Annotated in this window: 10 protein-coding genes; 4 read left to right on the forward strand and 6 right to left on the reverse strand. The window is 68.9% G+C overall.

The window, feature by feature from the left end; genetic code table 11:
- Positions 1-198: 198 nt before the first annotated feature.
- From FHW79_RS29815 to FHW79_RS29830, 4 genes are all read right to left on the reverse strand, one after another.
- On the reverse strand, positions 199-1,128 hold the full coding sequence (locus FHW79_RS29815) for a hypothetical protein (protein ID WP_174436322.1): 930 nt from the start codon (positions 1,126-1,128) through the stop codon (positions 199-201).
- A gap of 79 nt (positions 1,129-1,207) precedes the next feature.
- Entirely contained in the window at positions 1,208-2,047 is an 840-nt protein-coding gene (locus FHW79_RS29820; RefSeq protein WP_174436323.1) for a YsnF/AvaK domain-containing protein, read from the reverse strand.
- A gap of 55 nt (positions 2,048-2,102) precedes the next feature.
- Positions 2,103-2,516 carry a DUF2382 domain-containing protein gene (locus FHW79_RS29825; protein ID WP_174436324.1) on the reverse strand — a complete coding sequence of 138 codons (414 nt, stop codon included), beginning with the start codon at positions 2,514-2,516 and terminating at the stop codon, positions 2,103-2,105.
- A gap of 218 nt (positions 2,517-2,734) precedes the next feature.
- A complete protein-coding gene (locus FHW79_RS29830; protein ID WP_174436325.1) occupies positions 2,735-3,664 on the reverse strand; it encodes a LysR family transcriptional regulator in 930 nt (309 codons plus the stop codon).
- Between the two features lie 146 nt (positions 3,665-3,810).
- Here FHW79_RS29830 and FHW79_RS29835 point away from each other — a divergent pair, with 146 nt between their 5' ends.
- On the forward strand, positions 3,811-4,323 hold the full coding sequence (locus tag FHW79_RS29835; RefSeq protein WP_174436326.1) for an OsmC family protein: 513 nt from the start codon (positions 3,811-3,813) through the stop codon (positions 4,321-4,323).
- Between the two features lie 29 nt (positions 4,324-4,352).
- On the opposite strand, the gene FHW79_RS29840 is transcribed toward FHW79_RS29835, so the two are convergent.
- The gene (locus FHW79_RS29840) at positions 4,353-8,984 is read right to left on the reverse strand and encodes a chemotaxis protein CheB (RefSeq protein ID WP_247884677.1); all 4,632 of its coding nucleotides are present in this window, start codon (positions 8,982-8,984) and stop codon (positions 4,353-4,355) included.
- Positions 8,985-9,545: 561 nt separating this feature from the next.
- Between FHW79_RS29840 and FHW79_RS29845 the strand changes: the two genes are divergently transcribed.
- Entirely contained in the window at positions 9,546-11,324 is a 1,779-nt protein-coding gene (locus FHW79_RS29845) for an SLC13 family permease (protein WP_174436333.1), read from the forward strand.
- A 278-nt stretch (positions 11,325-11,602) separates the two neighbouring features.
- Here FHW79_RS29845 and FHW79_RS29850 read toward each other — a convergent pair whose 3' ends face one another.
- The gene (locus FHW79_RS29850; RefSeq protein ID WP_174436327.1) at positions 11,603-12,511 is read right to left on the reverse strand and encodes a recombinase family protein; all 909 of its coding nucleotides are present in this window, start codon (positions 12,509-12,511) and stop codon (positions 11,603-11,605) included.
- A gap of 524 nt (positions 12,512-13,035) precedes the next feature.
- Between FHW79_RS29850 and FHW79_RS29855 the strand changes: the two genes are divergently transcribed.
- Positions 13,036-14,241, forward strand: a complete 1,206-nt coding sequence (locus FHW79_RS29855; RefSeq protein WP_183182278.1) for a hypothetical protein — start codon at positions 13,036-13,038, stop codon at positions 14,239-14,241.
- Positions 14,238-14,372: a hypothetical protein gene (locus FHW79_RS33435; protein ID WP_282184050.1), complete on the forward strand. Its 135-nt coding sequence runs from the start codon at positions 14,238-14,240 to the stop codon at positions 14,370-14,372. The genes FHW79_RS29855 and FHW79_RS33435 overlap by 4 nt, the downstream gene beginning before the upstream one ends.
- The last annotated feature ends 364 nt before the right edge of the window (positions 14,373-14,736 follow it).

Genomic DNA, 14,736 nt, shown 5'->3' on the forward strand with positions numbered 1-14,736 from the left:
TCTGATAATTACAAGGCGCACGCAACCTGAATTTTTCATTTTCTCATGACTGCGACGGACCTGGGAAAATACGTTGATCCTTTTTCTGGTCCGAGCGGGACGAAGCCGGTCAAGAAAGAAGGGAGCCCGCCACGCGCCGCGATTTCGGGCTCCACGCCGCCGTTAACGGCGGTGGCCGGTCATCATTGCCGGTCGGTTTTATCGAACGACGCGCTGGGTCACCCGCAGCCGGCGCTGCACGGCCAGGGAGCCGCCGACCGCCGCGGCAACGGCGCCGAGCAGCAGGACGGCAAAGCCGGCGAAGGAGGTCCGGGACGCCGCCGACGCACTGGCGTCCGCCGTGTCCTTGGCGGTCTGCACGGCCTTGTCGCGGGCCTGCTGCAGCTTGGCTTGACCGTCTTCGAAACGCTGGGCGGCTTCGTCGTGGCTGACCTTCATCTGGGCCGCCATGATGGTGATGATCCGCTCCTTGGCCGCCGCCGCCTCGCCGCCGCCGCCCGCATAGGTGACCAGTTCGGTCGCGATCACCTTCTGGGCGTCCTGCGGGCTCATCGTGGCCGGATCGGGGTTCGCCGGCTGCAGATACGCTTCGGCCTGTTGCCGAACCATGTCGGGGGATACTCCCGCCGCCTGGGCAAGCGGCTTGGCCGCGTCACCGAGTCCGCTGCCCGCCGCCGAGGTCACGCTGCCCAGGGCCGAGAAGCCGCCACCGATGATCCCGCCGATGGCCGAGGTCAGCAGCCAGAACGTCACGAGGGTGGTGATCCCCCAGGTGACCAAGCCGTGCAGCATCCCGTCGAACCGGATCTCGACACCGGCCAGCCAGGCCGCGACATACCCGCCCGCGGCAATGGCGAGGCAACTGCTGATGACCCACCAGATGCCCGCTCCGATGCCAAGGCTGCTGGCGCTCGGGGTGCTTCCCGCGTTGGTTTCGACCGTGCCCAGGCCGATGCCGGCGCCCAGCAGGCTGAGCACGAGCTGGATGGCGAGGGCCAGGATCACGCCCCCGAAGATCGCCGCCCATGAGATGCGGCGGTGGATGTGCGAGTGCCCCTCCGTCGTGGTGGTGGTCTCGAGCACGCCCGAACCGCGAAGCGGCGGGGCGGCATAGGTGTCCGTTGACATTGTGGTCGCTCCGGAAGAGGGCGTTCGAAGCCCCTCACAGGACCCCGAACGCAGGTTGGCAGGGGGAGCAGGGTTCGGATCAAGTTTTGGCGACGGGCGGAGCGGTCGAAATTTTCTCGATTTCGACATCCTCGCGGCGCACGGTGTCCCTCACCGTCTCGACGCGCTCCGTCGCGTCCTTGCGCAGCACCACCTCTTCGGTGACCCGGGCGGTCTTGCCGACAACGGCCTCCTCGTCCGTCTCGGTCATCTCGATCGTCTTCTCGGTGAAGTCCGCCTCCCCGACCGGATGGTCGCCGGTCACCGCGCGGCGCTCGACCGTCACCGTCTCGTCGCGCAGGCTGACCTGCTCCTCGACCGGCGTTTCGACCACGAAGCGGCGGACGCGGGTCGTGCCGCGGTTCACCGCGCGCTTGCCGACCTGCAACTGCTCCTCGGACAGTTGGATGCTGCCGCTCCCACTGCCGACCGCGTTGCTGCCCTCATTGACCGCGGCCATTCCGGCGGCGCCTTCCCGTGTGGGGGTCACCGGTGCGGCCGTGACCGGTGACGTTGCGGTGCTCGTCGTCGTTCCCGACAGTCCGTAGGCGGACGCCCGCTCGTCGATGTCGGCCGGGCCGTGCCTCTCCAGGATTTCGCTCACCATCGTGGCGTGCTGCGCCGGAGTCCTGACGGTCACGACGGTCGAACCGCTGTCCAGGCTGCGGTCATAGACGGCGTTGTCATGATCCGGGTCGCCGCCGAACAGGCTGGCCCAGAAGCCCGTCTCCTGGGCGGGAATCGCCGCGGCGGTTCCCGGTGCCTTGCGGGCGTGCCGGCTGATCGCATCCGCCGGAACGTTGGCCGCCTTGAGGTCACGCACGGCGGCATCAGCCTGGGCGTCCGTGTCGAAAATGGCGACGATGGTTTCGTCCGTCATGTCTGTCTCTCCTGGGGGGGGGGGTGAGTGGGCTTGTTCTCTGAGCCGTCGCCCATCAGCCGGAGTCGTCGCGCCGATCCGGCGGAATGCGGCTGATGTCGGCGTCCTGGCGGCGCAGAGTCACCGTTTCCCGGTGACGCTCGGTGACGCGGACCCGCCGCATGTGGATTTCCTCGCGGAGGACGAGCCGGCGTTCGATGACGATGACGGCCTCCTCCTCCACGACCGGAATGATCGTGAGGTCACCGTCCTTGCGGATGGGCGGCACGCGATCGACCACGCGGCCTATGGCCACGCGCTCGATGGCGACCCGCTCATGGGTCAGCTCCTCCTCCACCAGCCGCTCGTTTTCGCGGGTGGTGACGGCGACCTGAACCGTATCGCCAACGGTGTCGCGGCGTGTGACCACCACGTCCTCGGCGTGCAGAGGCACCACCGGGTCGCGGGGCGGGGTTGGGGCGGACGACATGCAAAGGCCCTGTAAAGCGATGATGAGGGTGTCTCGCGGAGGCTGGTACAGCCTTGACGCCGGAGCCCATTCACTCAACGACGGACCGGTCGACAGCCGTATGAGAAGAAACAGCTTCCGATCTGAGAAGTTGTTCTCTCAGGTGCATCCAATTCCGGTGACCGACTATGCAGATCCGCATTGGTGCCGACACCGGGGCAAACAGGTTGCTTCTTGTACTACCGGCTCGCCTTCTCACTCGATGACTTATCCACCACATCCGGAGACAATGTCTGGGCAAGTTTTTGAATGTGACCGCTGATGTGCGTCAGGACGGTTCTGATCCGGGGCGTATGGCGGTTGTCGCGGTGCACGACGAGCCAGATCGCGACGCCTGGAGGCGGCGATGGCGGCGTCAGGCGCCTCAGGCCGTTTTCCCGATCGGCGCGGAACCGCGCCAGACAGGCCAGCCCACCGCCCTGCGCGGCAGCCAGCACTGCGGCCTCGTGGCTGTTGGTCAGCATCGCGACACGGGCGCGGGGGGCGAGATCGGCCAGCCAGCTGGTCTGCGCCGCCTCCTGGATGTCGTCGGTCTGGGTGATCAGGTGATGCCCCGGACAACCGGCCTGATAGTCCGGCTCACCCTGGCGATCCAGGTAGGCCGGCCCCGCGTAGAGGCCGAAGTCCAGGCTGCCGATCTTCCGGACGATCAGGTCGTGCAGTTCCGAGCGGGTCAGGCGGACGGCGATGTCCGCTTCGCGCATGGCGAGGCTGAGTTCGCGGGGGCTGGAGATCAGCTCGACCATCATCTCCGGATGGTCCGCGTGCAGCGCCGCGACGCAGGGCGCCAGGATCTGGGTGGCGACGGTTTCGGCGCAGGTGACGCGGACCAGACCGGCCAGACGGGTGTCGCGTCCCCCGACGTTGCGTTCCAGGGTGAGCGCCTCCGCTTCGAGCCGCTCCGCCTGGACACGGACCTCCTCGCCGGCCAGCGTCGGCAGATACCCGTCCGGCGTGCGGTTCAGCAGACGGACGCCGAGGCTCGCCTCCAGCGAGGCCAGCCGGCGGCCGACCGTCGATTGGGCGACCCGCAGGTCCCGTGCCGCCGCCGAAAGGCTGCCGGTGCGCGCCAGGGCCAGAAAGAATCTCAGGTCGTCCCAATCGAGCATGGACCCACCGCCAGGCGTGTTCGCCGTCCCGCCCGCCGGTGCCGGCCGAGATGGTCTCACCGCACAACCGCATCAACCGCTCAACGGGCCAATCCGGCACCCGGCGCGGCGGGAAACCCGGCGCGACGAGAAGAAAGGACGCTGCGATGCCCAAGCCCCCCTCCCGGACCGACGGGGAAAAGAGACATCCGGACGCCGTTCGGACGCTGCGGTGCCGGACCGTCGCCGAGGATCGCTTCCAGCAACGGAACCACATCCGCGATCTTCCGGATGGCCCGCCGGTCGGGGGCGGCGGCACCCCGACCCCGTCGGAGGCGCTGTTGGCCGCCCTCGGCTCCTGTCTGTCCGCCGGCATTCACGCCGACGCCGTCGCGCGCCACATCCCGGTGCACCGGCTGGAGCTGGTGGTCGAGGCGGAGATCGACAGCACGGCCGGATGGACCCTTGGCAACGCCGAACCGGGGCCGATCGGCTTCGAGGCGATCCGCGTGACCGTCCACCTGGACGCCGATGCCCCGCGCGACGTGCTGGCCGCTCTGGTCAGGCACGCGACGCTGTGGTCGCCGGTCGCCAACACCCTGCACAACCCCGTGCATCTGGACATCGCCCTGGCCGACGGCGCCCTGGCCGACGACGCCCCCGACACGCGTCCGGCCTGAACGTCTTCGGGCTTGAGCTTCCGGGGCCGTCAGGGGGTGGCGTCGCCGTCCGCTGCGTCGTCCGCCAACGCATTCCGCACGGCCGCCGCGAGATCCGGCGGGGCGATCGGCTTGTGCAGCAGGGAGAAGCCGCTGCGGCTGGCCTCCCGGATGCGTTCCGGCGAGGTGTCGCCGGTCAGGATGATCCCCGGCACGGCGAGTCCGAAAGCGTCCCTCAGATGCCTGATGGCATCCGCCCCGGTTTCCGCACCGGCGAGACGGTAGTCGGCGATGACCAGATCGGGCGGGCGCTGCCGGGTGAACAGCACCAATGCCGCCGCCCGGTCCACCGCGCCGAACACGTCGAACTCATACCGTTCGAGATACTGCCGGATGCTGTCGAGCACCACGGGGTCGTCGTCGATCACCAGCACACGCCGCCCGGCGCCGTCGAGCGGCGGTTCGGTGGCGGCCTCCTCCATCGCTTCGGCGTCGTCGGCGAGGGGAACGACGATTTCGAAGACCGATCCCCGGCCCGGATCCGATCGCACGCCGATCGGGTGGTGGAGCAGAAGGGCGAGACGGTCCACGATCGACAGGCCGAGGCCAAGCCCCTGGCGGCGGTCGCGGCCGAGATTGCCGACCTGATGGAACTCCTCGAAGATCGCCTTGAGCTGCCCTTCGGGGATTCCCCGCCCGGTGTCCCAGACCTGGACGCGCACCGCGCCGCCGGCACGGCGGCATCCGATGAGGATGCGCCCGCGGTCCGTGTACTTCACGGCGTTGGCGAGGAGGTTCTGGAGGATGCGGCCCAGCAGCTTCGGGTCGCTGCGGACGGTGACGCCGGTGTCGACCGAACGCAGCGTCAGTCCCGCGGCGTCGGCGAGCGGCCCGAACTCCTCGACCAGGCGGCCGATCAGCGTGCGCAGCCGGAACGGCTTCGCCTGGACGTCGACCACGCCGGCGTCCAGACGCGACACGTGCAGGATCTCCTCCAGCATCAGGTGAAGGGCGGTCAGGGTGTTGCCCAGGCTGGTCAGCAGCCGCGCCGAGGCCGGCGGGAGATCCTGGCCGGACAGCAGGTGGTGGAACAGCACCGCGGCCTGCACGGGCTGGCGCAGGTCGTGGCTGGCGGCGGCCAGGAAACGGGTCTTGCCGGCGCTCGCCTGCTCCGCCACCGCCTTGGCGGCGTCCAGCGCCTGCCGGGCGCGGTTGCGTCCGGTCACGTCCTCGATGCCCAGCAGGATGAGCGGGCGCTCCGAACGGCTCAGCGGGCGGGCGTTGATCTCCAGCGCGCGCGGCCCCTCGGTGTCGTGTCCGGCGGTGATCTCCAGCGCCTCGATGGTGGAGCCGTCGGCGATCATCGCCTTCAGGCGTCTTTCCAGCGCGGCGTCCCGGAACAGCCCGTCGGCCAACGCACCCATCGGATGCCCCAGCGTCGCCTCCGGCGTGGTGGCGAACATGCGGTAGTAAGCCTGGCTGGCGGCCGCCACCGTCAGGCCGGCGTCGAGCACCAGCAGGGCCTCGCGCACGGTGTCGACGATGGATTCGGCGAAGTCGCGGGCGGTCCGCACCGTATCCTGGATGGCCGCCCGCTCCATGGCGAGGCCCAGGATGGTGGCGACGGCCTGCACGAACTCCACGTCGTCTTCGTCGAACCGGTTCGGCTGACGGCTGTACAGCGCCAGGACGGCCGGCGCCGTCGTGCCGTCGCCGCCGAAGGCGACGCCGACGCCGCTGGCGATTCCGGGGGCGGGTGGACCGCCGGACACCCGCCGGTCGGTGGCGAAATCGCCGACGACGAAAGGCTGGCCGGACCGCAGGATCTGGCCGAGGTGCGACGAGGGATCGCCCGGCACCTCCCCGCGGGGCGCGGTCCCGGACTGGTCCCAGCCGCAGCCCTCCAGCATCCTCAACGTCCCGCCACCCCCCGAGGTGACGAAGATGCCGACGCTGTCGGCGCCGAACGTTTCGGCGATCAGGCTGGAGGCGGCCTGCAGCAGGGCGCCTATGGCCTCGTCGCCCAACGCCTTGCGGCCCAGGTCGGCGACCAGCTTCTGCTGCCGGACCCGCCCGGCGAGGATGGCGGCGGTGCGCTTCAGCGCCGTGACGTCGCTGAAGGTGATGACCGTCCCCTCGATCCGGTTGTCCTGCGTGCGGTAGGGATGGACCCGGCGCAGCAGCGTGTTGCCGCTCTCGGTCCGCACCTCGCGTTCCAGGGGCGACAGGGTGTCGAGGACCTTGCGGACATCGTCCATCAGTTCCGGATCGTTGAAATGGCGCGACACGTCGGTGATCGGCCGCCCGATGTCCGTCGGGATGAGCGAGAACAGGCGCGTCGCCGGGGCCGTGAAGCGCTTGATCCGCAGATCGGGCGACAGGAACAGCGTGGCGATGTCGGTGCTGGTCAGCAGGTTGGTCAGGTCGTTGGTCGCCGATTCCAGCTCGTCGACCTTCTCGTGGAGCTGGCTGTTGAGCGTGCCGAGTTCCTCGTTCAGCGACTGCAGCTCCTCCTTCGAGGTTTCCATCTCCTCGTTGGAGGATTGCAGCTCCTCGTTGATCGACAGGATCTCCTCGTTGGCCACGCGCAGGGCCTCGTTCGACGCCTCCAACTCCAGAATGGTGGCGCTCAGGTCCTCGCGGGTCACCCTCAGCTCGTGTTCGAGCTGCTCGACGACGGAGGCTTCGACGGACGCCTGCAGGTCGTCGGCGCCCCCGCCGCCGGCCGGGGATGCCGGCTCCATCACCGCGTCCCGGACGAAGGTGACCAGCAGCAGGTCCTCCCGCGCCTGCGGCGGGCGGACCGGGGCCACGGTGACGGTGAGCAGGGACAGCACGCCGCCCCGCGTCTGCCGGACCCTGCTGACGGTCACCCGCTGCCCCGACTCCAGGGCGCGCTTCACGGCGCCGCGCACCTTCAGGCGCAGGTCGCCGCGCATCATGGCCATCAGGTCCTGCGGCATCTCCCCGGTCGGCAGGTCGAGGAAATCGCTGGTCGGGCCGTACAGGTAGAGGATGCGGTGCTGCTGGTCGATCAGCACGGCCGCGGGCGCATAGGCGAGCAGCAGCGCGTGCCGGGTGATCTCGGCCGGGCTGACCCGCGCCGTGACGGGCGGCACCGGGATCGTCCCCACCGGCACGCCGACGGTCCGCGGCAGGGCTGGGCTGTACCGGCGGCCGTTGCCGAGCTTGCGGTACAGGCGCCATTTCTTGGACAGCGGCGCGAACAGGTCGGTGCGGTGACCGATGGTCTCGGCCGATCCCAGGAAGAGGCCGCCGCCGTCGTCCAGGCCGAAATGAAACAGGTCGAGGATCGACCGCTGGACCTTCGGGTCGATGTAGATCAGGACGTTGCGGCAACTGATCAGGTCGAGATTGGAAAAGGGCGGATCGCTGATCATGTTCTGAACGGCGAAGGTGACCGTTTCCCGCAGCGTCCGGTTGACCTTGTAACCGGCATCGACGCGGGTGAAGAAGCGGGCCAGCCGTTCCGCCGAGACATCGACCGCGATGGTTTCCGGGTAGACGCCGGTTCGTGCGACGTCCAGCGCGTGCACGTCGATGTCGGTGCCGAACACCTTGACGTCGCAGGATCGGTTCGCCGCCGCGCAGGCTTCCATCAGAAGCATGGCGATGGAGTAGACCTCCTCGCCGGTAGCGCAGCCGGGGACCCAGACCCGGATCGGCCGGTCGGAGCTGCGGCTTCGCACCAGCGGGCCGAGAATGACCTCGTTGAGGACGTCGAAGGCTTCCGGATCGCGGAAGAAGCGGGTCACGCTGATCAGGATGTCGCGCGACAGCTGCTCGACCTCGCCGGGATGGGTTCCCAGGAACTCGCGGTAGTGGCGCATGCTGTCGATCTGGTGGATGCCCATGCGCCGTTCGATGCGGCGCACCAGCGTGCGCGTCTTGTAGGCCCGGTAGTCGTGGCGGCTCCGCGCCCGCATCAGTTCGAGAATGTGGTCGAAGTCCTCCCCGTCGGATTGGGGGATTTCGGATCGGGAATCGTCGTCGTCCCCGCCGCCGTCGCGGACGTAGGGCTGGCGGACGTAGCGGAGCAGCGCCTCGGCCATCCGCTCCGGAGGCAGCACGTAATCGGCCAGACCGGTCGCGATCGCGCTGCTCGGCATGCCCTCGAACGCCGCCGTCGCGGGGTCCTGGACGACGACCAGACCGCCGCACTCCTTGATCGCCTTCAACCCGGTCGTGCCGTCAGCCCCCGACCCGGACAGCACGACGCAGATGGCGCCCTGCGCCCATTCGGCGGCCAGGGACCGGAAGAAGACGTCGATCGGCAGCGCGGCCGCTTCGTTCGCCGCCGTGCCGAGGGCGAAGCGTCCCCGTGTCATGGACAGCATGCGGCCCGCCGGGGCGACGTAGATGTGGTCCGCCTCGACCGGCATTCCGTCTTCGGCCGTGCGGACCGGCAACGGCGTGGCCTTCTCCAGCAGATCGACCATCAGCCGTTCGTTGTTCGGCGTGCGGTGCTGAAGGACGACAAGGGCAAGCCCGCTCGCCTCCGGGACGGCCTGCAGCAGGGCGGTGATGGCTTTCAACCCGCCCGCCGACGCGCCGATCCCGACGACGGCGACCGGTCCGCCCGAACGCTTGACCGGCGTGGTTATCCCAGGACCGGTTTGCGCGTCGTCCTGCCCGGTGAGGTCGTTGGGAGCGGTCATCATGCCCTCAAGTCCGCCGAACGGGACCCGCGCCCCAAGACCTCGGCATTGTGCGTTTCCAGCTTGCGATTCGAACGACGCATCGATCGGCTGTCGGTATCCAAGCCGGCGGGAGCCGTCGACAAACGGGTTAAAGAGCCAGCATCGCAGAGATATTAGAATTCAGCGCGTCTTCGCTAGGAAAGTCAACAAGCGTACGTCGTATTTCCGAGGCATCGGTCGACTTTCTTGGGAATTATTTCTCGATCCATGAAGCATTGGCGAGACGTCCAATGGTTGGCAAGATTTCCACGGGAGCGTCCCGCACCGACGTGACGTTTTTTACCCGAACCGGAAGGGCGATCATCGGCCCTGGCCTCGATGGACACTTGGCATGCCGCCGTTGCTCCCAACCGATACGGTGACGCGCCCGCCGCCTTTATATGGTACGCAATCCGCCGTGGACTGTTGTGGCATGACCATCTCCCTTGGTCACATTCCTGGCACGGCCACCGGCTGCATCGCAAGCGCCGCCGGCGGACGGGGCCGTCGCCCGAAACCGGTTCCAGCGAAGCGAGGCCGCCTTTGACCCTTGATCAGGTTCTGGCCGTCACGATCCTCATCGGGCTGGTGACGTTGTTCGTCTGGAACCGGCTGCGCTACGATCTGGCGGCGCTGCTCGGACTTCTCGTCGCGATGGCGGGCGGCGTTGTCCCGCCGGACCGGGCCTTCGCCGGGTTCAGCGATCCGGTGGTGGTGATCGTCGCGTCGGCGCTCGTCGTCAGTGCAGGGGTCGGCAAGTCGGGCGTGATCGGACGGGCCGTCAGGAATCTGGAGCCCCACATGCGGACGACCGGAATGCAGGTGGCGGTTCTGACGGGCAGTGTCGCCGTCCTATCCGCCTTCATGAAGAACATCGGTGCCTTGGCGATCTTTCTGCCGATCGCCATGCAGATCGCCCGGCGCAGCGGCACCCCGGCCTCCAAGCTCCTTATGCCGATGGCGTTCGGATCGCTGATCGGGGGCCTCGTGACGCTGATCGGCACATCCCCCAACATCCTCGTCTCGCGCGTGCGCGCCGAACTTACCGGCACGCCATTCGCCATGTTCGATTTCGCGCCGGTCGGCCTCGGCATCGTGATGATGGGCTTTGCCTTCCTGGTGATCGGCTGGCGGCTGTTGCCGGGCGGACGCCAGGGGGCGAAGCCGGCGGCGGCGGCCTTCAACGTCGATCCCTATCTTTCGGAGGTGCGCCTGCCGGTCACGTCGCCTCTGGTTGGGAAAACGGTGGCCGATCTGGAGGCCCTCGGCGAGGGTGGCGTCAGCGTGATCGCCATCATTCGCGAATTGGAAAGGCGTTACGTCCCCGCGGGGCATTGGACGCTGTTCGCCGACGATATTCTTGTCCTGCAAAGCGACCCACACACTCTGAAGGCGATCATGAGCGACGCGGGCCTGCGTCTCGAAGGGGCCGGCAAGGGGTTGTCCAAAGGACTGCCGGCCAGCGACATCGGCGTGGTCGAGGCCGTCGTGATGACGAACTCGCCTCTGATCGCCCACTCGCCGGCGGAGTTGGGGTTGCGCCAGAGGCACGGCGTGAACCTTCTCGGCATCAGCCGCCACGGCGACCTGATCGCCACGCGCCTCCGCAATCTCCGCTTCCAGGCCGGCGACGTCCTCGTCCTGGCGGGAAGCGTGGACGCCATGCCGGAGACCTTGCGCGGTCTTGGCTGCCTGCCGCTCGTCGACCGGGCGACAGGGCTGGAGCGGCGGCGCCAGGAGTACCTGCCGCTCGTGCTGCTCGCGCTCGCCGTGGGGACGGTTGCGCTCGACCTGATTCCGGTGATGGCGGCCTTCTTTGGGGCCGCGGTGCTGATCGTGCTGTTCGGTGTCCTGACTTTGCGGGAGGCCTATCAGGCGATCGAACTGCCGATCCTGGTCCTGCTCGCCTGTCTGATCCCGATCAGCGACGCGTTCGACCGCACGGGCACGGCGGATCTGGTTGCCGAAGGACTCGCCGTGATCGCCGGGGCCTTGCCTCCGGCCGGGGTGGTCACGCTCGTCCTGGTGACGGCGATGACACTGACGCCTTTCCTCAACAACGCGGCGACGGCACTGATCATGGCACCGATAGCGGTGAGCCTGGCGCAGAGGCTCGGCATGAATCCCGATCCCCTGCTGATGGCCGTGGCCGTCGGTGCCGCCTGTGACTTCCTTACCCCGATCGGGCACCAATGCAACACGCTGGTCATGGGTCCCGGCGGCTACCGCTTCGGTGATTACTGGCGGCTCGGCCTGCCGCTCTCGGTGATCGTCGTCGTCGTCGGGTCCGTTCTCATTCCGCTGGTCTGGCGGTTGAGGTGACGGTGGTGGCATTGCCATCCACCCGCGCCGAAAGGCGCGCTCCAATTCAAACGGTCGTTCAGGAAATGACGCGGCCATGAGCCGCTTCAAGGTGAAACGCGCCCGGTTCGTCGGAAGCTGGTCTGGCCGGATCACACTGGCGTGGCGGCAACCTGGCGGGTCGGCGCGATGTCTTGCTCACTCAGTCCGGCGGGATCACGGGGGCCGTCGCACGATGCTGCGCACCACAAACAAGGCACGGACGCACTCCCGGTCGGGATCATGATCCGATGCGTGGGCTATTTCACCGCCACGCGATGCTCGCGCTCCAGCAACCCTTGCGCCCGCGCGCGGTCCAGCAGGCTCTTGACCGAGGCCGCCGCCCAGGTGCGCCCACCCCGCGGCGTGGTCTCCCGCATCGCCTCCAGTTGGGCGCCGATGGCCCGCAGCGACAGTTTGGGGTTCGCGCGGGCGATGCCGGCGACCAGCACCATGAGCCGGTCATCCCCGCGCACCGACGGCACCTTGTCCAATAGCGCCCGGTCGGCCAGCCCCTCGGCGACGAAGGCGCGGATGGCACGGCGCAGCCGTTCGGCCGTCCAGTGCCGGGCCGGCGGCAGTTTGGCATTGACGGCGCGGGTCACCGCCGCCCAGGAGCGGGACGGCCGGAGGCGCCGCACGACGGGCAGCCACTCCTCCGCCGTGCGGGTCAGCTCCAGCAGGTAGAGCTGGCGCTGCCGGTCGGCGAGGCGCTGCGCGGTCGCTGTGTCGCCCTGCTTCAGCTTGGGATTGCCGCCGACCCGGCCGCGTGCCTTGGCCGCCGCCAGCCCGGACCGCGTGCGTTCGCGGATCAGCGAGCGCTCGTACTCGGCCACGGCGCCGAGCATCTGCAGCACCAGCGTGCCGTGCGGGCTGGCGGTGTCGATCGGGCTGGTCAAGCAACGGAAGTGGCAGCCGCGACCGCGCAGATCCTCGATCACCTCCAGCAGGTGGGCCAGCGAGCGGCCGAGCCGGTCGAGTTTCCAGATGACCAGCGTGTCGCCGCGGGCGATGCGGGCAAGCGCCCGCGCCAGCTCCGGCCGGGCCCGGGACGCGCCCGATGCCTTCTCCTCGAAAATCTCCGTGCAGCCGGCGGCGCGCAGCGCGTCCAGCTGACCGGCCGTGGTCTGCTCGTCGGTCGAGACGCGCGCGTAGCCGATGAGGGCCATTCCCTTCTCCCAAGCCGGAAAAAGACCTCCGGAGGCCCCCTTTGTAAAGTCTGGGAGAATGAGAGTAAACGACCGTTTCAGGGCGCGCCAATTCCTTTACAGCGACCGGGCGGCTGGTCGCCCGTGATCGGGAGCGTCCCAAAGGAGATCTGCGACGTGGATCAGGGCGCCGGACCGCGGGCCGCAAAACCGGGCTGCGGATATTGGCGGAATGGCTTGGCGATCCCGCCAGAACTGAGCCCCTGACGCGCTTGGAGTGGCCGATCTCGGCGGCGGCGGTCCGGTTCTAAACCGATCCACTCTCTTCTAAACGGATCTGGTCTGCAAAACGCCGGCCAGGACAGGGCGGAATCCGCGGAAAGCCGGCTTCTAAACTGATCCACCCGACAACGACAAGGTCGCGTCAAGAAACGTCGCATAAGTGCCCTTATCCGACGTTACCATGTCGCGCGCAAACGGCATTTTTCGACACTGATGAATAGGGCTATTATCCCCTCGTTTGCTCGTCGATCACGGACCGCGCGATGCCCCTGCCCAGCCACCGCCCCCTCCACCAACCGTCCCGCCGGCGGTCGTCGGCGCCACCCGGTTTCGGGGCGCTCGGCTGGGGCCTGCTGCGCGCCGTCGAGGACACCGCCCGCCGCGTCGGCGCCCTCGACCAGGCGCTGCACGGGCACCCGCTGGCCCCCGCCTGGACGCTGCACCAGCGGCTCGCCGCCGTGGTCCGCGAATCCCGCGTCGACGGCCATCTCGTCGACCCGCACCGCCTGGCCGCGCTCGGCGCCGGCCTGCGCCCCGTCGCCTTCGCCGCCGGCCTGCGCCCGGCCGAGCGCGCCGCCCAGGTGCTGGCTCTCGCGCACGCGCTGGACCTCCACGCCTGGCACGCGGCCCCGCTGGACGGCGGCAAGGACAGCGCGGGCGGTGCGGTCCGCGAGGCGCTCGGGGCGCTGTCCAGGGAGGGCGGGGTTCCCGCCGTGATCGCCGCCGGCAGCGGGCTGTGGCGCTGGTTGGAGGCCGGCGGCGCGCGCGGCCCGGCGCGCGCCGCCATTCCTCACCTGCTGGCCAGCCGCGGGCTCACCCGGCGACCGCTCGCCGGCCTCACCGGGGCGGCCGCGCTCGGCGTTCTCCACGCGGAACGCCGCGGATCGGCCTGGCTGGCCGCCTTCGTCGAGGCCCTCGGTCGGGAAGCCGATGACGGGCTGGAACTGCTGCACCGATTGGAGCGGGCTTGGCGGTCGGCGCGCGAAGCCCTGGCCGACCGCGCCGACCAACCCGGCCGACGCGCCGTGCGCACCGGCGCCGGGATCGCCCGCGCTCTCGACCTCATCGCCGCTCAGCCATTGACGGGCCCCGCCCGACTCGCCGGCCTGCTCGGGCTGTCGCTGCACCAGACCGGAGTCATCTGCCAGGAGCTGACCAGCCTCGGCGCCGTCGCCGAACTGACCGGGCGGCGCAGCCGCCGCCTCTACGGCCTGACGACGCTCGCCCCCGTCCGGCTCCACACCGCCGGTCCTCGCCCCGTCGGGCGGCATCGGCAAGCGCTTGACGACGTACTGGCCCACGACGGAAGCGATGACGGGAGTGCGCCCCGCCCTCCCCTGCCGCCACCGACACATCTTCCCGAACTGGAGGTGGCCATCAGCGCCGCCGAGTGGGCAGCGCTGATGACGGAGACGGATCAGGCCATCGCCCGGAGCCAGGCCCTGCTCAAGGCAATGAGGACGACGTGACCACACCCATCGGACACTCCGACGGCGACAGAATGATCAACGCTCTTCATCGTTTTGGAGCGCTGCCGGTCGAACCAGATGCCGTCGCGCTTGCCGTGCATGGGCAGGTCGTGGATGCGGACCTCGCGTAACCCGTTGGGACGCAGGGCGACCAATCCTCAATGCGGGCAGTGGGTCCGCTCCCGCCGACGGCCGGCCTTGATGCTGTACTGGTGCTCGTTCTCGACGTTCGGCTCAACCGTCTGCCCCGACAGGTCCAGCAGATCCGTCACCGTCTTCCTCGACGCGTCGCAGCCACTCGGCCCGCTGCTCTGGCGTCATCAACTCCCAAGCGATGATCGTCGCGCGGACGTGCTTGGGAATGCCGGACTCCCAAATGCCGGACTCCCAATAGCCGCGCAACTGTCGGGAGATCACCGACTTGTCGTGACCGGTCAGGGCGACGAGCGTCTTCTGTTCGCAGCCGGCGGCCATAGCCCGCCAGCCAGCTTTCCT

The sequence above is a fragment of the Azospirillum sp. OGB3 genome (assembly GCF_014192915.1).
GTDB lineage: Bacteria > Pseudomonadota > Alphaproteobacteria > Azospirillales > Azospirillaceae > Azospirillum.